Annotated in this window: 18 protein-coding genes; 11 read left to right on the top strand and 7 right to left on the bottom strand. The window is 41.5% G+C overall.

The window, feature by feature from the left end; translation table 11 throughout:
* The first annotated feature begins 18 nt into the window (after window positions 1–18).
* The 3 genes from CP948_RS00305 to CP948_RS00295 are packed head-to-tail and all read left to right on the top strand — an operon-like array spanning window position 19 to window position 2767.
* The gene (locus tag CP948_RS00305) at window positions 19–1239 is read left to right on the top strand and encodes a baeRF12 domain-containing protein (RefSeq protein ID WP_096599917.1); all 1221 of its coding nucleotides are present in this window, start codon (window positions 19–21) and stop codon (window positions 1237–1239) included.
* The gene (locus CP948_RS00300; protein ID WP_180764074.1) at window positions 1236–1832 is read left to right on the top strand and encodes a LabA-like NYN domain-containing protein; all 597 of its coding nucleotides are present in this window, start codon (window positions 1236–1238) and stop codon (window positions 1830–1832) included. Before CP948_RS00305 ends, CP948_RS00300 begins: the two co-directional genes overlap by 4 nt.
* Window positions 1799–2767 (top strand): bifunctional riboflavin kinase/FAD synthetase, encoded by a 969-nt coding sequence (locus CP948_RS00295; RefSeq protein WP_245810025.1) that lies wholly within the window; start codon window positions 1799–1801, stop codon window positions 2765–2767. The genes CP948_RS00300 and CP948_RS00295 overlap by 34 nt, the downstream gene beginning before the upstream one ends.
* Here the strand turns inward: CP948_RS00295 and CP948_RS00290 are convergent.
* The 3 genes from CP948_RS00290 to yajC are packed head-to-tail and all read right to left on the bottom strand — an operon-like array spanning window position 2744 to window position 4907.
* Window positions 2744–3037 (bottom strand): hypothetical protein, encoded by a 294-nt coding sequence (locus tag CP948_RS00290; protein ID WP_096599915.1) that lies wholly within the window; start codon window positions 3035–3037, stop codon window positions 2744–2746. The two genes, CP948_RS00295 and CP948_RS00290, sit on opposite strands and share 24 nt — an antisense overlap.
* Window positions 3038–3052: 15 nt before the next feature.
* Window positions 3053–4570: a bifunctional phosphoribosylaminoimidazolecarboxamide formyltransferase/IMP cyclohydrolase gene (gene purH, locus CP948_RS00285; RefSeq protein ID WP_096599913.1), complete on the bottom strand. Its 1518-nt coding sequence runs from the start codon at window positions 4568–4570 to the stop codon at window positions 3053–3055.
* Between the two features lies 1 nt (window position 4571).
* Window positions 4572–4907, bottom strand: a complete 336-nt coding sequence (gene yajC / locus CP948_RS00280; RefSeq protein WP_096599911.1) for a preprotein translocase subunit YajC — start codon at window positions 4905–4907, stop codon at window positions 4572–4574.
* A gap of 43 nt (window positions 4908–4950) precedes the next feature.
* Here yajC and accD point away from each other — a divergent pair, with 43 nt between their 5' ends.
* Window positions 4951–5799 (top strand): acetyl-CoA carboxylase, carboxyltransferase subunit beta, encoded by an 849-nt coding sequence (gene accD, locus CP948_RS00275; protein WP_096599909.1) that lies wholly within the window; start codon window positions 4951–4953, stop codon window positions 5797–5799.
* On the opposite strand, the gene CP948_RS00270 is transcribed toward accD, so the two are convergent.
* A complete protein-coding gene (locus tag CP948_RS00270) occupies window positions 5780–6382 on the bottom strand; it encodes a TetR/AcrR family transcriptional regulator (RefSeq protein WP_096600793.1) in 603 nt (200 codons plus the stop codon). The two genes, accD and CP948_RS00270, sit on opposite strands and share 20 nt — an antisense overlap.
* 33 nt (window positions 6383–6415) lie before the next feature.
* Here CP948_RS00270 and CP948_RS00265 point away from each other — a divergent pair, with 33 nt between their 5' ends.
* From CP948_RS00265 to CP948_RS00235, 7 genes are read left to right on the top strand one after another with little or no spacing between them, the layout of a single operon-like run.
* On the top strand, window positions 6416–7120 hold the full coding sequence (locus CP948_RS00265; protein WP_096599907.1) for a dienelactone hydrolase family protein: 705 nt from the start codon (window positions 6416–6418) through the stop codon (window positions 7118–7120).
* Window positions 7117–9138, top strand: coding sequence for a carbon starvation CstA family protein (locus CP948_RS00260; protein ID WP_096599905.1), 2022 nt, complete (start codon window positions 7117–7119; stop codon window positions 9136–9138). Before CP948_RS00265 ends, CP948_RS00260 begins: the two co-directional genes overlap by 4 nt.
* Complete coding sequence (gene hisG, locus CP948_RS00255; RefSeq protein WP_096599903.1) at window positions 9135–9743, top strand: ATP phosphoribosyltransferase; 609 nt, start codon at window positions 9135–9137, stop codon at window positions 9741–9743. Before CP948_RS00260 ends, hisG begins: the two co-directional genes overlap by 4 nt.
* 19 nt (window positions 9744–9762) lie before the next feature.
* Window positions 9763–11544, top strand: a complete 1782-nt coding sequence (locus CP948_RS00250) for a cellulose biosynthesis cyclic di-GMP-binding regulatory protein BcsB (protein ID WP_143441259.1) — start codon at window positions 9763–9765, stop codon at window positions 11542–11544.
* Complete coding sequence (locus CP948_RS00245) at window positions 11541–12317, top strand: hypothetical protein (RefSeq protein WP_096599899.1); 777 nt, start codon at window positions 11541–11543, stop codon at window positions 12315–12317. Before CP948_RS00250 ends, CP948_RS00245 begins: the two co-directional genes overlap by 4 nt.
* Entirely contained in the window at window positions 12292–14172 is a 1881-nt protein-coding gene (locus CP948_RS00240; RefSeq protein ID WP_096599897.1) for a glycosyltransferase family 2 protein, read from the top strand. Before CP948_RS00245 ends, CP948_RS00240 begins: the two co-directional genes overlap by 26 nt.
* A complete protein-coding gene (locus tag CP948_RS00235) occupies window positions 14172–15596 on the top strand; it encodes an LTA synthase family protein (RefSeq protein ID WP_096599895.1) in 1425 nt (474 codons plus the stop codon). The genes CP948_RS00240 and CP948_RS00235 overlap by 1 nt, the downstream gene beginning before the upstream one ends.
* A gap of 8 nt (window positions 15597–15604) precedes the next feature.
* Here the strand turns inward: CP948_RS00235 and CP948_RS00230 are convergent, their stop codons facing one another.
* The 3 genes from CP948_RS00230 to smpB are packed head-to-tail and all read right to left on the bottom strand — an operon-like array spanning window position 15605 to window position 17673.
* Window positions 15605–16249, bottom strand: a complete 645-nt coding sequence (locus tag CP948_RS00230; RefSeq protein ID WP_096599893.1) for a hypothetical protein — start codon at window positions 16247–16249, stop codon at window positions 15605–15607.
* On the bottom strand, window positions 16246–17184 hold the full coding sequence (locus tag CP948_RS00225; RefSeq protein ID WP_096599891.1) for a DNA polymerase III subunit: 939 nt from the start codon (window positions 17182–17184) through the stop codon (window positions 16246–16248). The genes CP948_RS00230 and CP948_RS00225 overlap by 4 nt, the downstream gene beginning before the upstream one ends.
* Window positions 17185–17202: 18 nt before the next feature.
* Complete coding sequence (gene smpB, locus CP948_RS00220; protein WP_096600791.1) at window positions 17203–17673, bottom strand: SsrA-binding protein SmpB; 471 nt, start codon at window positions 17671–17673, stop codon at window positions 17203–17205.
* Window positions 17674–17694 lie beyond the last annotated feature (21 nt).

Genomic DNA, 17694 nt, shown 5'->3' with positions numbered 1-17694 from the left:
CTCAAGCGGAGGTAGAGTATGAAAAGCTTAAAAGAGTCACTTGATGTGCTAACATCCTTTAAGCCAAACAAATACATGGTTGCAAGTCTCTATCTTAGGCTCATGCCTGAAGACAGAGTAGATAGAAAGTACCTTTTAAACTTTAAAAACATGGTAAAAGAGCAAAAGGAGTATCTTTCAAAGAGAAATTTAGAAAAAGAGGTGATGGAATCACTGGACAAAGATTTTTCAAAAATGGAGTCTTATCTGTCTGAATTGGAGAACTTAAAAGGGTCAAGGGGTATAGCCATATTCTCATCAAGTGCCAAAGGGCTTTTTGAGGTGATAAAACTTCCTTATGTTTATAGGAACAGACTTATGGTATCTCCAAACCCAAGAATAAGAGAAGTAGCAGCCATAGACGAGGAGTTAGGACGGGTAGGTGTTCTGCTAATAGACAGGAAACACATAAAGTTCTACATAATGGATATGGAGGGTATTTACGAATTGGTGGACTTTCTTGAACCTTTGGCAACAAGGTCTCACAAATTTCATAGTGGTGGTGGGCTTCTTAAAGGTGCACAAGGCGTTATGAGATACACTATGCCTGCAAGGACAGGAGCTCCCAATATGGTACAGCATTCCTATGGGGAATACAGATTTCACATGAGGATAAGAGAGGAAAAGCACAGGCTTTTTAAGATAGCCAACGACGCACTTATGGAAGCTTGGAAGGAGCACAAGTTTGATAAACTCGTGATAGGTAGTGATAGAGAAGACATAAAGGAGATAGAGAACCATCTGCATCCTTACCTTTTGAGTAGGCTTTTGGGATATGTTCGTGCAAACCCAAGTGAGATTACAGAAAAAGAGCTCATGTCTTTAGTTATAGACCTGCTTTGGCAGAAAGACAGGGAGCAAGAGAAAGAGCTCTTGAAAGAGCTTGAGGAGTTAAAGGGTAAAGGGCTTGCGGTAAATGGAACCAGTCAAGTTTTGGAACAGTTAGCCATAGGCAATGTGAGACTACTTTTAGTACCAGAAAACTTTGAAAAACCCGGGTACTTATGCCCCGAATCTAACCTGCCCATGCTCAAACCCGAGTGTCCTGTAGAAGGCGAGGTAGCCTACGAAGTACCTGATATAGTAGATGAAGCGATAGAGCTCGCCTTAGAAGAAAAAGCGTTGGTAGAAGTAATAATAGACCCACAAGCACAGAAAAAGATAGATGGACTTTCTGCTTTTCTAAGATTTGCAATATGATCGATGAGAGGGTAGCCCTTTTCATAGATGGCTCTAATATATTTCACGCTATAAGGTATTTAAACATTAAGATAGACTATCAAAAGCTCGTAGAGTTTTTAACAGAAAGCAGAAGGCTTATCAGAGCTTACTTTTATGGTGCCATACCTCAGGAGAAGGATGTGAAAAAAAACACTCCCGAATGGGAAAGTCTTATGAGACAGAGAAGATTTTTAGAAGAGCTTTCCCTTCTGGGAATAAAGGTTAAGATGGCACACCTTAGGAAACTACCCTCTGGTGAATATGTGGAAAAAGAGGTGGATATTATGTTGGCTACCGACATGCTCAGTATGGCGTACATGAACGCTTACGATACTGCGGTGCTTGTAAGTGGTGATAGTGATTTTTCTTACACAGTTGAGGAGGTACAAAGGATAGGAAAAAGGGTTGAGAACGCATCTTTTAAGAGAACAAGCTCTTATCAACTGAGGAAGGTGTGCGACAGGTTTATACTGCTTGATGACTATCTTGATAGGTTTGTGGTAGAAGAGAAACCCATTATCACGCAAGAGGTAAGCTTTTGGGAAAAGATAGCAAAGCTTTGGAAGAGATGAAAACGCTCTCTTTAAAATGGAACGGAGAATGTATAAAAAAGCTTGAATGCATAGAAGAAATCTTAGAACCTTGCGCTATAACTGTTGGAAACTTTGACGGCGTCCATCTTGGGCATAGGTTTCTCATTGATAAACTCAAAGAAGAGGCTTTCGCAAGAAATTTAAAAACTGTTGTGCTTTCCTTTTATCCACATCCTCTCAAAGTGCTTGCTCCCAAACAGCTTCCTTGTGAACTTACAAGTCTTGAAGAGAGGGCAGAGCTGTTAGCTACCTTAGGAGTAGATTACACGGTATTTTTGAAGTTTGACGAGAAGTTTTCTCTCATGAGAGCAGAGGACTTTCTTTTGGATATACTTTATAACAGATTAAAGGCGAGGTTTTTGCTTGTTGGGTACGATTGGAGATTTGGCTACAAGAGAGAAGGAGAAATAGAGCTGGCAAAGGAAGTAGGGCAAAGATTGGGTTTTGATGTGCTTTCGGTAGAACCTTTCAAACTGGGTCAACATGTAGTGAGTAGTACTTTGATAAGAAGATTACTTCGTGAAGGTAGATTAGAAGAGGCACGCAATTATCTTGGAAGACCCTACTGGATAAGAAGAAGGGTTATAAAGGGAGATGGTAGAGGTACTTCTATAGGTGTTCCTACCGCAAATTTAGAAGGAACAGAAAATCTGTGTTTGAAAGAAGGCGTGTATGCAGTGGTAGTTGAAGAGCACCTTATAGGCGTTGCCAATTATGGCTACAGGCCTACCTTTGACGGTAATAAGAAGGTACTGGAAGTGCATATCCTTGACTTTGAAGGAAACTTAAGAAACAAGAAGATAAAGGTGGAGTTTGTAAAGTTCCTAAGGGAGGAAAGGAAATTTGATTCTGTGCACGAGCTTTTGCATCAGATACACCAAGATGTAGCATTAGCTAGAAGCCTCTTGAAATAGGTAAGATACGTATCTTATCTCGCCATTTCTCAGAAGGGCAAAACCTTTTTCCATTCTGTCTTTTAATCCTTTCTTGTTTTCTAAGAAGTCCTGTAGTGTCTTAGGCTCTCCGAAAGCTTTTAACATATACTCCCTTTTTTCACCGTTGTCAAAGTGAATGATCACAGGAAGACAGTAAAACCTGGAGTTGGTCCCCTCTTTGCATCTGCTTATCTCTCCTACTACCTCTATGCTTACACTTCTGGCAATTATGTCTTCCTCTCGCACCATTTTAAGATTATTATATCAGTGTCTGAAGTGTCTTGTGTGTGTAAAAACCATACACATACTGTGCTCATTTACCGCTTGAATGACTTCTTTGTCTCTTATGGAACCCCCAGGTTGTATTACCGCACTGATACCCACAGAGTGAGCAAGGTCTATGCTGTCCCGAAAAGGAAAAAACGCTTCTGATGCCAACACGCTACCTTTTAGGTCAAAGCCGTATCGGACAGCCCTTGATATGGCACACCTTAAACTATCCACGCGAGAAACATTACCTGAGCCTATACCCAAGGTTCTACCATCCTTTGCTATAACCACTGCGTTAGATTTAATGTATTTGCAAACCTTCCAAGCAAAGAGCATATCTTCCATCTCTTCGTGCGTGGGATGTCTTTGAGAAACTACCTCCAACTTCTGATAGTCTATAGTGTCCTCTTCTTGAAAAAGATATCCTCCGCTAACTTTCTTTATATCAAAGGCATAAGAATATCCCATAAACTGTATTAGTCTCAGATTTTTCTTTTTTGAGAGCACCTCAAGAGCTTCCTGTGAGTATTCTGGAGCTACCACTATTTCAAGGAACATATCTGCAAGCTTACCTGCCAAAGCTTTATCCACCCTGTCGTTAAAGGCTACTACTCCCCCAAAAGCAGACTCTGGGTCTGTACTGATGGCTTTTTCAAAAGCAGAAAGGAGGTCTTCTCCTAAAGCTACACCACACGGATTGCCATGCTTGACTATAACACAGGCTGGTTTTTGAAACTCGCTTACCAGTTTGGCACATGTATCTGCATCAAGGTAGTTATTGAAAGACATTTCTTTTCCTTGAAGCACTTTTGATCTAGTAATACCTAGGTTTTCTAAGGGATTTAGTAAGAGCCATCCCTTTTGATGAGGATTCTCTCCGTACCTTAAGGCATTTGCCAACCTCAAAGGTAGGGCAAAATGTTCTGAAAGTTGGTCTATCTCAAATAAAGATGAAAGGGCTCTTGATATTAATGCATCATAATAAGCGGTAAGAGAAAAAGCCTTATAAGCTAAATACTTTCTGTCTTGAAAGCTTAAGTTTCCACTTTTTAGTTTCTGCGCTACCCATGAGTAGTCCTTAGGATCACAGACTACCAAAACTCTGTAGAAATTTTTAGCGGAGGCTCTAAGAAGTGTTGGTCCACCTATATCTATAAACTCCACGAGTTCCTGTTCTGTCAGGTCCTGGTTTAGCTTATTTTCAAAGGGGTAAAGATTTACAACTACTACATCTATAGGCTTTATGTTAAGCTCCTGAATCTGAAGTGTATCTCCTTCTACCCAATCCCTGTAAAGTATGCCCGCGTGTATTGTTGGATGTAGAGTTTTTACCCTTCCACCCAATATTTCTGGAAAACCTGTGAGTTCTTCTACCTTTATAACTTTAAGTCCATGTTGGGAAAGAAGTTCGGCGGTACCACCCGTTGATACGATCTCATAGCCAAGGTCATCAAGCGCTTTGGCAAACTCAAGGATACCTTCTTTGTTGTAAACGGAGATCAGAGCTCTCATATCACTCTTTTTCTGTCTTTTCCTCCTTGGCTTTGGGTTGATAGCTGATTATAGCATCCTTGGTGAAGGTGATTTTGGTATTTGCATCCACTTTTAAGGTGATGGTATCTTCCCCTATATCTACTACAGTACCCCATATGCCTCCACTTGTTATCACCTTATCACCTCTCTTTAGCTGTGCAAGGAACTCTTGATGCTTTTTTCTTGCTTTCTGCTGTGGTCTTATTATAAGAAAGTAAAAAATAGCAAAGATACCTATGAGAAAAATGAGCTGAACAAAAAAGGCTCCAGCTGGTCCTCCTTGTGCTGACTGCTGTGCGTAAGCTATGTCTATCATGTTATCCATTATAGCATAGCTAAGTGGTAAAATTAAGTTCTGTATGGGAATACTTGATAGGTTTTTCAAGAAAAAAAGGGAAGAAAAGGAAAGCCTGTGGACCAAATGCCCTGAGTGCAAGACCATACTTTACATGCCAGAGCTATCTGCAAACCTAAAGGTGTGTCCCAAATGCAACTACCACTTTCCTATGAGCGCAAAAGAGCGCATAGAATCCCTCTTAGATGAAAATGCGCAACTGCTCTTTGAGAACATACTTCCTAAGGACCCACTGCGCTTCAAAGACACGAAACCTTATAAAGACAGACTAAAGCAGGCGCAGGAAGATACAGGTCTTAGCGAAGCTATAGTGGTGGTGCGCGGAAATTTAAAGGACATAAATGTGGTCCTTGCGGTTATGGACTTTAACTTCATAGGAGGAAGCATGGGTTCTGTGGTAGGAGAGCGCTTTTACAGAGCTTGCAAACTGTGTTCCAACGAAGAATTACCCCTCATATCCGTGATCACTTCTGGTGGTGCAAGAATGCAAGAAGGTATCCTATCTCTCATGCAGATGGCTAAGACCTCTATAGGTGTAGGTTTTCTCAGAGAGAAGGGCGTTCCTTACATAACGGTGCTTACAGACCCTACCATGGGGGGCGTTTCTGCGAGTTTTGCTTTCTTAGGTGATATCATCATAGCGGAGCCTAAGTCTCTCATAGGCTTTGCAGGTCCAAGGGTTATAGAACAAACTATAAAACAACAGCTTCCTGAGGGCTTTCAAAGAGCGGAATTTCTATTAGAGAAGGGTATGATTGACATGGTAGTCCATAGAAAGGAGCTCAAAGATACTCTTTACAAGCTTTTGAGTATGGCAACCTATTGGAAAAGGTTTAATCTAACGGCGCTTTAAGAGCGTTCCATATGTTTTCCGCAACCTCTTCTGAGTACTCCATAAGAGGCTTGTCCAGGAGTCCCTCATTGTGCAGAAATACCATCCCTCCTAAGGGACCCATTATGGTAGTAAAAGCAGGGAAAAAGCTTTGGTTTCTAAGCTGTCCTTTTTCTACTCCATCGGACAGAAGAATCATAACTTCAGTTATTACTTCGCCTACACATGCAAAACCCTCACACCCTTCTTTGAATACTTCTCTGTTTACCAGAAAAACTCTTAGAAAGTAGTTTATCAGCTCAGGCTCAGTAAGTGCTATTTCAAAGAAAGCCTTTGTAAATTCGTAAATCTTCTCTTTAACTGGTATTTCCCTCTCGTTTACCTTTTTAAGCCTTTCCGCAACCCACCCAGATACGGTAATCATGATCTCCTTAGCCAGTTCTTCCTTAGATTCAAAGTAATTGTACAGATTCCCCACGCTCATACCAAGTGCTTGTGCGATGTCTGGTATAGTTGTGTTGTAATATCCCTTTTCGGAGAAGAGCTTACAAGCAACCCTTATGATCTCAAGCCTTTTTTTCTCCTTAAGTATGGCTTTACGCATCATCATTATAATATATGCTTAGGAGGTGGAAAGATGGGTAGAGAATTAAAATTTACTAAGGATGGTGTTGAGGTAAGGGGATATCTTGCGGAACCAGAGCTTGTTAAAGGTCCTTTAGTTATAGTGATACACGAGTGGTGGGGGCTTGTACCTCACATAAAGGATGTGTGCGACAGATACGCACACGAAGGCTTTTTTGCTTTTGGTATAGACTTATACAGAGGAAAAACTGCGGACAATCCAGAAGATGCAGGAAAGCTTATGCAGGAGCTCTTTAAGGAGAGGCTCTCTGAAGCCTCTGCCATGGTAAAGGCTTCCTTAGATTACTTTAAAGAAAATGACATAGGTTTTGTGGGAAGAGTGCAGGATTACAGGATAGGTATGACAGGTTTTTGTTGTGGTGGGACTTGCACTTGGTACTTTGGAGCACAGTTTCCAGAAGACTTTCATGCCCTTGCTCCCTACTACGGACTTTATTCCATAGTTCCCATAGATTTTTCCAAAATTAAAGCACCAGTCCTTGCAGTGCATGCTGGTAAAGATGCCTTTGTACCTCTGAGCGATGTGTTAAATGCCATAGAGGAGTGCAATAAACACAATGTTAAAGCTCAATTTCTTATTTACTGCGGTGTTGACCATGCCTTCTTTAACGACACAAGACCAGAAGTCTATAACGAAGAGTACGCGGTAGATGTGTGGCTCAAAACCGTTGAATTCATGAAGAGACACCTAACATGAAGCTAAAAGATTATCTGCTTTTAGCCTTAGTTTCTTTTATAGGTGCTTTTGCCTTTGGCGTTATAGCCCTGAGCAGGGGTGAGCGCATAGGAGCTCTGTGGATACTAATAGCTGCCCTTTGCATATACTTCATAGGATACAGGTTTTATAGCTATTTCATAGCCTATAAAGTTTTTGAGATAAACGACCAAAACATAACTCCTGCTCACAGATACTATAACAAACTGGACTATGTACCTACTAACAAGTGGGTGCTTTTTGGACATCACTTTGCATCCATATCAGGTGCTGGACCTTTGGTGGGACCAGTGCTTGCTGCCCAAATGGGATACCTACCGGGAACTCTGTGGATTCTTATAGGTGCGGTGCTTGCAGGGTGCGTTCAGGATATGGTGATACTCATAATCTCCATGCGCAAAGGTGGTAGAAGTCTGGGTAATATTGTAAAAGAAGAGCTTGGCAGTATAGGTGGCATAGTTTCTCTCATAGTCATATACACTATCCTTACCATACTACTTGCAGTTTTGGCTCTTGTTGTGGTAAAGGCTCTTGCCCAAAGCCCATGGGGAGCTTTTTCCGTCCTTATGACCATACCTATAGCCATGCTTATGGGTGTTTACATGTGGCACATAAAGCCCGGCGCGGTACTGCAAGCTTCTGCATTTGGTGTGATAGCTCTTTTACTTTCCCTTTATGTGGGAAGGCTCATCGCCCTAAACCCATCTATCGCTAAGCTTTTTACCTTTTCTGAACCTCAGCTTGCAGTAGCTCTCATGATTTACGGATTTTTTGCGTCAGTTCTTCCCGTATGGTTTCTCCTTGCACCAAGAGATTACCTGAGTACCTTTTTAAAACTTGGCACTGTGCTGTTTATAGCGTTGGGTGTTCTTATAGTGAACCCTGAGATAAAGATGCCAGCAATCACACAGTTTGCCCTCACAGGCTCAGGACCTGTGCTTAAAGGGGATCTCTTTCCCTTTCTCTTCATAACCATAGCGTGCGGTGCGGTGTCTGGGTTTCACTCCCTTATATCCTCAGGCACATCTCCCAAGCTCATAGACAAGGAGAGCCACGTTAGGTTAGTAGGATATGGCGGTATGATTGGTGAGTCTTTGGTTGCCATTATGGCTATGATAGCTGCGGTTTCTATGGAGCCGGGTATATACTTTGCTATAAATAGTCCAGCCAGCGAAATAGGAAAGACAGTCTTTTCCGCAGCTCAGAAGATATCCTCATGGGGCTTTTACATAACGCCTCAGGAGCTTGAAAGCTTGGCACGCATGGTAGAAGAGAAGACCATACTCTCAAGAACAGGTGGCGCACCTGCCTTTGCTATCGGTATGGCTCTTATCTTTGCCAAAATTACAGGAAATGCCCTTTTGGCCTTTTGGTATCACTTTGCCATACTCTTTGAAGCGGTGTTTATCCTTACTACAATAGATGCAGGAACAAGGGTAGGAAGGTACATACTTCAGGATCTTCTTGGGACTTTCTCATCCTACTTTAAGAATTACGGAGACCTGAAAGTTAACTTACTCACAAGCTTAATAACAGTGGCAAGTTGGGGATACTTCCTGTATGCAGGCGTTATAGACCCATACGGAGGAATAAAAACCCTTTGGCCCCTTTTTGGGATAGCTAACCAGCTACTTGCCACATTGGCGCTCACGGTAGCTACCGTTTACCTTGTGAATTCAGGAAAGGCAAAGTACATGTGGGTTACAGGTCTTCCTGCTCTTGTTGTGTCCATAAACACTATAACTGCCGGTTTGCAAAAGGTGTTCCATCCGGATAAAGACATAGGTTTTTTAGCACACGCACAGTGGCTTTCAGAAAAGTTAAAACAAGGCACTCTTCCCCCTTCCATACCTTCGGTTGAGATAGCCCAAAGGGTAATATGGGGTGATTATCTGAACGCAGGTCTTGCAAGCTTGTACATACTGCTTGTATCTCTCATAATACTTAACTCCGTGTATGTAGTGTTAAAAAGGGTAAGATACAGAGAGGTCCCAGCTTGAGTCTTACTATAGCTCTTCCAAAAGGTAGACTTTTTGAGGAAAGCGTGGAACTCTTACTAAAAAGGGGAATCATCTCAAAACCCATTAAAGAGGGGAGAAAGCTTCTCATAGAGTGCCATCCTTTTAAATTTCTTTTGGTAAAGCCTGCGGATGTGCCCGTTTATGTGGAAAACGGTGTGGCAGACCTTGGTATAGCAGGCTACGATGTGCTTCTAGAGAGAGAGCCCAATCTTTACACTCTTCTTGATCTGGGTATAGGCTTTTGTAGAATAGTTGTGGCTGGCAGAGAAGAAAGTAAGGAAAGGTATTTCAAAGAAACCTACATAAAAGTTGCTACCAAGTATCCCAGAATTGCCCAGAGTTTTTTTTCTAAAATGGGTATAAAGAGTAAGATTTTGTACCTCAGTGGGTCCGTAGAACTCGCCCCTACTATAGGACTTGCAGACTACATTCTTGATATTGTTCAAACGGGTAGAACCCTCAAAGAGAATAACTTGGTGATTATAGAAGAGGTGGCTCAATCTACCGCAAGGCTTGTGTGCAACAAAGCCAGCTACAGAAACAAACACAAGCAAGTTCTGGAGTTTTTCAACAAATTAAAGTAAATTTAATATAATCTACATCATGCTAAGAACTTGGCTATTGGTCCTTCTATTTCTTAGCCTTGCCTTCTCTAAGGAGAGAATGTCAGTCTTTACTTTTGAACAGATGAACTTGCTCTCAGAGGACCTTGTGATAAAGGGAGTAAATCCCAAGTATGACTTTTACATACCCACACTTCCTCAACTTATAGAAGGACGGGTGCATCTTAGACTCTCTCTACCAGAATATCTCAGGAAAGATAGTAGTGTGATGATACTTGTAGATGATGTGCCTTATGTAAGTTATAGTTTGATGTCTGTTCCTGCGGATGTGGTGATCCCAGTGCGCAGAAACAAAAACAGGGACTTTGTGAAGATAAGCATCATTGGAAATTTGCGCATTTCTAACAACATATGCGAAGATGTTTTTTCTGACAGGATATACATGGTGGTGCGCAAGGACAGCTACGTATCCTTTTATTACCAAAACTACAGGAATATAAGAGAGTTTCTCAGGGACTATGACAATAACTACTGCATAGACTCACACTACCTTTTGCCCTTTATATACCAGATGTGCAAGCAAAACCCTATACCCTGTAATGTTAAATACACAGCTGGTCAAACTCCCAGTGATTGCAAACTAATAAAGCTTTCTACTGATGAAAAGATAAGTCTAAAGCCAGATGGACTTTATGTCCCTAAGGAAACCTACTTGGTTTTTGAGGAAGATATTTTTTACCCTTTACTGTTTTCTCGGGATCAGGCTTTAACTGGTGTAGATAGGGAAGCAAAGATACAGAGAAACGAGATCTCTCTGCGTGAGCTGGGCATAAGGACTGCCACTGTGGAGGGTTCTGGCAATATTAGCTACACTATACCGCTGGACCTTTCTCGCATAGGTGGCATACCAGATAGGTTGTATTTAAAATTGGACATAGCAAACTCTCCACCCCACCAAAAAGATAAGATGGAGCTAAGGGTTTATGTTAATGGTTTTGTGCTAAATGTTTATAAGCTTGAAGATGGTGGTAGGCACAGCTTTAATATAGAGATTCCCACAGACCAGCTTCATTATGGCATGAATTATATAAGCATAAACTTGGTTAATTTTACATCTTCTGATAACTGCTTTGGTGCTATAACCCATACTGTCCTGACTGTCTTTGATACTTCCTATCTATACTGGAACAGTCTGGAAAAAGACCCAAAAAGCATCTCTGAGTTTTTCAATGCGCTGAGCGGTTATGTAGCACTGGTGGTTGAAGATCCAGCCTTTTATAGAGTAGCCACTAAGCTGATAACGGACTTAGCCACATATAACAAGAACATAAAAGTTTTGGACATAAACCCAAAAGACCTCTCTATGTACGACTTTTTGATACTTTTCAAAAAGCCCCAAGACACTAAGGGTATGCCCATAGACCTAAGCAAGGGTGAGTTTCAGATTATTAACCCTCTCACAAATAAGGTGCTATTTGCAAGCATGCCCACTGAGAGCTTTGGAGTGCTTATGTTGAGCAGTGTGGATAAAAGACCAGCTTTGGTATTCTCTTACTTTCTGAGTCCAGAAGGGATAGAAAATGTATTAAACTACTCCTACACAGACATGCTTGGACTGGCTGGTAATGTAGCGGTTGCTACTGAAACCTTTTTAGGCTCCTACCAAGTTGGGGAAAAAATGAGAGTGCGCTATCCTCAGGAGAAGGACATTAGCTACTATTGGAATAAGTATAAGATTTGGATAATGCTACTTCTTGCAGTACCCATAGCTCTATTTCTTAGTTATACTTATAGAAAGCTCACAAGGAGACAGATCACATGAGATACCTTTTTTACTTAGTGCTCATACCAGTTGTTGGCTTTTCTTCCGCTTGGGTAAGAAAGGAAGGAGAGGTTTTTATTGCTCCCTTCTTCTACTACTATAGTGCAAAGGATTACTATGACAGGAATGGCAACAAAAAGCCTATTGGTTGCACCTTTGAAAAGCAGGAGATACAACTCTACGGAGAGTATGGTCTTACCAACAAGACAACCCTTACCTTTAAGCTACCCTACGACAGGCTAAAGTGCGCAAAAGAGACCTCTGGCTTTTCCGACTTGGAAGTAGGCTTTATAAGACAGATAAGAGCCTTCCCAAATAGCTCTTTTTCTGCATATGGCAGTGCCATAGTACCCACTGGATACTCCATACACAAAGACCCTCGGTTGGGTTATGGAAGGTTGGGTTTGGAGGGTGGGATTCTTTATGGCATTTCTGGAAACTTGGGCTTTTTGGATACGGGTTTGGGCTACCGATACTACTTTGGCTATCCTTCTTCTCAGGTGAGGTATTATGCGACTGGCGGACTAAATCTTTACAAAAACTTACAGCTGATAACCACCTTAGACCTACAGATAGGCCTTGGAAACGGCAAAAGAAAACAAGTAGGCAGGAATGTACTTTTGGAGCCTGACTACAAGCTGGCTCAGGTTTATATAGGTCCAAGGCTAATTTTGGGAAACATATCTTTGGTAGCTACCTATCAGCACGTTTTTTATGGTAGGAACACAGGAGCGGGTAGGGGCTTTAATGTGGGCGTCTGGTGGAACTTCTAAGGAGCGCATAGGTGAGGTGCTCCTCAAAAAAGGTCTAATAACCCAGCAACAGTTAGAAGAAGCCCTTGATTATCAGAAGAAGTACGACGGTAGGCTTGGCTGGATACTAGCTTCTTTGGGATACATAAGGCGCATAGACTTCTTTAGAACACTCGCAGAACACTTAGGTCTTGAGTTTATAGATGACCTTGAGAAGATAAAAAGCCTGGTGGATAAGAACTTTTTGATGAGATTTGATCCAGAGGAGCTTGCTCGCTGTGAGGTTATCCCTGCAAGGCAGACCCAAGAGGGTGTGCTACTTCTTACCTCTTACCCAAACAGCGAGAAGTTCCATGAGTTTGTGCGCAAGCACTTTGGAGATGAGCCCATCAAGGAGATAATCATAACAGACCTTGACTTGATAAAAACCCTTGAGACCTATTTTAAAGACCACTTTGTGGATCGCGCAGTGCATGGACTTTTTTACCTAAGTCCCGAGTACTCCGCATCTCAGGTGTTTTCTAAGGGACAGGTTTTCTTTATGGGTCTTTTTCTTTACGGTTCTCTGTTGTGGATATACTACGATGCTGTTTCTTATGTGATAACTCTTATAGCGTTAATTCAGGTCTTTTATGTGATCTCCATACTCTTTAAACTTTTGGCGAGCTTGGCAGGTGCAAAATCGGAAATGCAACAGTTTATAACAGAGGACGAGGTCAAGAACCTTGATGAGAAAGACCTGCCCGTTTATACGGTGCTTGTGCCCGTTTATAAAGAGCCTGAAGTGATAGGCATACTCATAAATAGCCTAAAGAAGATGGATTATCCCCAAAACAAGCTTGACGTGATACTCCTCTTAGAGGAAGATGACAAGGAGACCCTTGAGGCTGCAAAGGCTCAAAAACCTCCGGCAAACTGGAGATTTATCATAGTCCCTCCAAGCCTTCCAAAAACAAAACCAAAAGCTTGTAATTATGGGCTTTTCTTTGCACGTGGAAAGTACTTGACCATATACGATGCGGAAGATATACCAGAACCAGACCAACTTAAAAAGGCGGTAATAGCCTTTGAGAAGGGTGGTGGGCAGTACATATGCTTTCAGGCAGCACTCAACTACTTCAATAAAGATGAGAACTTCCTGACCAAGATGTTTACCCTTGAGTACTCCTATTGGTTTGATTACCTACTGCCAGGGTTATACAACCTTAAGCTTCCCATACCTCTTGGTGGTACAAGCAACCACTTTGATGTGGAAAAGCTCAGAGAAATAGGTGCTTGGGATCCTTTCAACACTACAGAGGACGCAGACCTTGGTGTAAGGGCATTTGGAAAGGGCTACAAGGTGGGTGTTATAAACTCCACTACCTACGAAGAGGCAAACGCAAAGGTTAGAAACTGGATAAGGCAGAGGTCAAGATGGATAAAGGGCTACATGCAGACCTGGCTGGTGCATGCCAGAAACTCCAAAAAACTCTACAAAAATGTAGGGCTAAGGGGCTTTTTAGCTTTTCATCTTCTCATAGGTGGAACTCCCTTTACTTTTCTAATAAACCCAATTATGTGGATCATCTTTATTTTCTGGTTAATAACCCAGACCAAAGCGCTGGACATTTTCTTTCCACCCTGGCTACTCTATCTTTCCCTCTTTAACCTTCTCTTTGGGAACTTTATGGGCATATACCTAAACATGATAGCGGTGTTCAAAAGACGCTACTACAACCTACTTCCTTATGCCTTCCTAAACCCCATCTATTGGATGCTCCACTCAATAGCCTCTTACAAGGCTCTATATGAGCTATTCACTAAACCCTTCTACTGGCAGAAAACACAGCACGGCATTACCAAGTACAAACCACCTATTGCTGGAGCGGTCTGATGCGTCCCCTTTTGGTGCTCTACCTTCTGTTTCTATGCCTGATCTTTTTGTTCTATACAGCTTCCCATACCCTTTACCAAGCTGGCTATGTGCATCTTAATGTGCTCTTTTATGCAGAGAAGGTGCTACTTGCAAAGGAAGGAGAACCACCACGCCTTGAAAACATAGGTCTTGTGTACCCACCTCTTGCCTTTCTGCCCTTTTGGTTTGTAAGCGACTATCTTATGGCATCCCCCTTTGCGTCCGCTCTTATACTCACGCTGTTTTTTTCATTCCTGTTAAAAAGGTGTCTCAGTCCCGTTTACTTTATAGTTGGGTCTTTACTGCTCAATCCACTGGTTATTTTTTTGGCGGTATACAGGTTTGAAGTGCTTTCCTTTTACATACTACTTACCCTGTCTGTAATGTTTCTTATACTCCACATGGAAATGGGCTACTCCATCTATCTTTTTGTAGGTGGTTTTCTGCTGGGTCTTTGCTTCTTCCTTGACTTTAGGAGCGTGTTCCTAATACCCTTGTTTGTGCTTTTTATATTTTTAACCACAAAACGGGCAGGAAAGGACTACACCCTTGCTCTAACCATGGTCAAGCTAACACCCATTGTATTCTTCGTTTTCATATGGCTCTACCTAAACTGGGTCTTCACAGGAGACCCCCTAACCTTTATAAAGAGTCCATACTCCTTCTTTAAGGGAAGGGCACTTGACACTGATGTCCTTCTTGCAAAAAGTAGCATCTTTGAAAGCCTAAAGTATAGTGCTTTACAGCTTTTTTATTTGCTACCCCTAATACTGCCGTATGTAGTAGTTCTTTTTAAACTAAGAAAGTACAGGATGTTGTATCTTTTCCCAGTGTACCTTCTTTACCTGTCTCCCATAGTTCTTATGCTCTTTTCCATTTACTTATCTTACTTTTTCCCTTCTTATTACTACTCTGTTCTTTTCTTAGCCTTTGCGATAACCTTTGCGGTAAGTCTCAATATAAGAGGGTCTAAGGCACTGGCTGTTGCCTTTATAGTGTCCTTTCTTGCAAGCTGGGTACTGCCTTTGTATTCAAGGGAAGAGAACGAAAAGAACTTTGTGAAATTTCTGCTCACCGGAAGAGTAAAGGAAAATATTAAAGAATATATAAATGTCGCAAAAGTGTTAAAAGACCAAGGATGTGAAAAGACACTCTTGGATGATAAAACAGACTTTCCTGTAGTAGTCTTTTCCCAAAACCCCAAGAAGTTTTATCTTCCTTATATGTATGAGTACTACTCTGTGATCTCCACACCTATTGCCTTTGCGGACTGTATCTTGGTAAATAAAGTCTCACAAAACATCATCTCAGATCGCTTTCCCACCTCCAAGATGGGCTTTCTAAAGGGATACATACTGGTCTACAGCGATGAAACTTATAACGTTTTTAAGAGGGTAAGGTAGTGAAGTGTTCAACAAGTTATAGTAGGCTTATCTACAGGAGGCAATTGCAATTCACCGTCCTTTAGTTTGATGGGTTTAGTAATGAGCTCCTGTATAAACCTCAACTTGTCCTCAAGACTTTGCAGATTAACACCGTAGATTTGTGCTAACTGTTCCAAATCTGGCGCATAGCCCTTTACTTTAGATATCTCTCTTGTTATCACATAAAGCTTGCTGTCCACCTCAGGATACACGTCCTTTATGTATGTGACCACATCGTAAGAATAAACCACCACCCTTGGATACTTTGCCATCTCCTTTACCATGTTTTCAAGATGTAGATGGTCAAAGATGGCTGGGTTGGAGTCTTTTGGCAAAAGTCCCGCAAAAAGCTTATTATCCTCAAAATGTGCATGATAGATAACATAGCTTTCTGGAACAATTTCCCATCCATACTCCATAGCGTTGCTCAAAAAAGCTCCCATGGCTTCTTCCTTGCTCTGAAATATGCCCACAAGTTTTTCAAAGTCTTCGTCTGGAATTTCTAAAACCGCTATGTAGCAGTTTTCGTAGGGAATCATCTTGGTGGTATATGTGAGTTCCTCCCAATTTTTGAAGAACTCCAGCTTTTGAGCATGCTCTTCTGGCTTATGTAAAACCGTCTGTATCTTCATTTTTTAACCTCCGTTAAAGATGTATTTAGGTAAAAGAGGAATAAGCTCAGCCTTATACCCCTCTTTAAATTATCCAATACAAAAGCGATCCTGTCAATGATAGGCTCGTAGAATTCCCACTTTTCCTTGTCTTGCAACAGCTTTTTGTGTAGCATGATCTCAAGCAGTTGAAGAAATAGCTTTTGATCTTCATACTCCATCTTCTCCACCTGAGTGGATACGTTGTAAAGTTCAAGAGGTGAGCCAAAAAGCGCCACCCTCGCCAATTTTATAATGTGTGTTTTCTGCAAGAGCTGATTAGCCTTTGTGATACTACCCTCACAAAGCTCAAGGATCTCTTCATCCTTTATGCCAGTTATTTTTTTTATATCTTCCTTTGAGAGTTCCTTAAACTCTATCAGATAACAACGCGACCTTACTGTGGACAGTAAATTATTAAGATTGTTAGCAACTAAAATAAAGTGTGTGTCTTGGGGCGGCTCTTCTAAGGTTTTGAGCAAGGCATTCTGAGAGTAAGGGTTCATGCTTTCTGCGGGTGCAATCAAGACAACCTTTTTTTGTGATAAAGCAGGTTTTAGGTTCAAAAAGTCCCTAACTCCTCTCACCTGATCTATCTTTATCTCGTCCTTTTCTGGCTGAAGGTATATAAAGTCTGGATGCTCTCCCTGAAGATAAAGAAAAACTTTTTTACCAGTCTCCTTGTCTGAATACACTCGCAACTGTTCAACGGGCATTTGGTTAAACTGGTTCATATAGTGGCAGGATGGACATGTATTACACGCAGGGAAAGTGCCTTTTATACACAGCAGGGCTTTAGAAAAATCAAAAGCCATCGTTTTTTTCCCTATACCTTCCTTGCCATAAAACAAAAGAGCTTGCGGGACCCTTTTGAGCCTGTACATGCGTTCAAGAAAAGTGCTTACTCTTTCGTGCATAGAGTTATATTGTAAAAGTCAGAGTTTGAGCTTTCCACTTTTTAGCTCTCTTTCCAACTGTCTTCTTAGGTCTTTCTCCCTTAGTTCTTGTCTTCTGTCATAAGCCTTTTTACCTTTGGCGAGGGCTATTTCCACTTTGACTTTGTTGTTTTTAAAGTAGATGGATAAGGGTATGAGTGTGTATCCTTTCTCCTGAACTTTTCCCATAAGCCTGAGTATCTCCCGCTTGTGAAGTAAAAGTTTCCTCTTCCTAGAAGGGTCTGGAGGTTTTATGGTGGCATGTTTGTATGGTGCTATGTACAAATTGTAAAGCCAAGCTTCTCCTTTTTCTATCCTGACGAAACTGTCTTTAAAGGAAACAGTTTGTTTGTTTCTTAAAGCTTTCACCTCTGAACCTTCAAGCACTATACCTGCTTCGTAAGTTTCTATTATATCGTAGTTTGCCTTTGCTTCCTTATTTACCGCTATTATGTACTTTCCACCCGACATCTTAGCATATAGTATAATACT

This window comes from Hydrogenobacter hydrogenophilus (genome assembly GCF_900215655.1).
Taxonomy (GTDB): domain Bacteria; phylum Aquificota; class Aquificia; order Aquificales; family Aquificaceae; genus Hydrogenobacter; species Hydrogenobacter hydrogenophilus.
Note: the sequence above shows the minus strand (reverse complement) of the source record. Positions and strands in the feature narration are given on the sequence as shown.

What these genes read in the sequence shown, in the direction of transcription:
- CP948_RS00225 (WP_096599891.1), bottom strand. Translation starts at nt 17,184, where the DNA reads ATGCACGAAAGAGTAAGCACTTTTCTTGAACGCATGTACAGGCTCAAA.
- purH (WP_096599913.1), bottom strand. Translation starts at nt 4,570, where the DNA reads ATGAGAGCTCTGATCTCCGTTTACAACAAAGAAGGTATCCTTGAGTTT.
- CP948_RS00235 (WP_096599895.1), top strand. Translation starts at nt 14,172, where the DNA reads ATGCGTCCCCTTTTGGTGCTCTACCTTCTGTTTCTATGCCTGATCTTT.
- CP948_RS00270 (WP_096600793.1), bottom strand. Translation starts at nt 6,382, where the DNA reads ATGCGTAAAGCCATACTTAAGGAGAAAAAAAGGCTTGAGATCATAAGG.
- CP948_RS00290 (WP_096599915.1), bottom strand. Translation starts at nt 3,037, where the DNA reads ATGGTGCGAGAGGAAGACATAATTGCCAGAAGTGTAAGCATAGAGGTA.
- CP948_RS00265 (WP_096599907.1), top strand. Translation starts at nt 6,416, where the DNA reads ATGGGTAGAGAATTAAAATTTACTAAGGATGGTGTTGAGGTAAGGGGA.
- CP948_RS00305 (WP_096599917.1), top strand. Translation starts at nt 19, where the DNA reads ATGAAAAGCTTAAAAGAGTCACTTGATGTGCTAACATCCTTTAAGCCA.
- accD (WP_096599909.1), top strand. Translation starts at nt 4,951, where the DNA reads ATGGGAATACTTGATAGGTTTTTCAAGAAAAAAAGGGAAGAAAAGGAA.
- CP948_RS00260 (WP_096599905.1), top strand. Translation starts at nt 7,117, where the DNA reads ATGAAGCTAAAAGATTATCTGCTTTTAGCCTTAGTTTCTTTTATAGGT.
- yajC (WP_096599911.1), bottom strand. Translation starts at nt 4,907, where the DNA reads ATGATAGACATAGCTTACGCACAGCAGTCAGCACAAGGAGGACCAGCT.
- CP948_RS00240 (WP_096599897.1), top strand. Translation starts at nt 12,292, where the DNA reads ATGTGGGCGTCTGGTGGAACTTCTAAGGAGCGCATAGGTGAGGTGCTC.
- CP948_RS00230 (WP_096599893.1), bottom strand. Translation starts at nt 16,249, where the DNA reads ATGAAGATACAGACGGTTTTACATAAGCCAGAAGAGCATGCTCAAAAG.
- CP948_RS00300 (WP_180764074.1), top strand. Translation starts at nt 1,236, where the DNA reads ATGATCGATGAGAGGGTAGCCCTTTTCATAGATGGCTCTAATATATTT.
- smpB (WP_096600791.1), bottom strand. Translation starts at nt 17,673, where the DNA reads ATGTCGGGTGGAAAGTACATAATAGCGGTAAATAAGGAAGCAAAGGCA.
- CP948_RS00250 (WP_143441259.1), top strand. Translation starts at nt 9,763, where the DNA reads ATGCTAAGAACTTGGCTATTGGTCCTTCTATTTCTTAGCCTTGCCTTC.
- CP948_RS00245 (WP_096599899.1), top strand. Translation starts at nt 11,541, where the DNA reads ATGAGATACCTTTTTTACTTAGTGCTCATACCAGTTGTTGGCTTTTCT.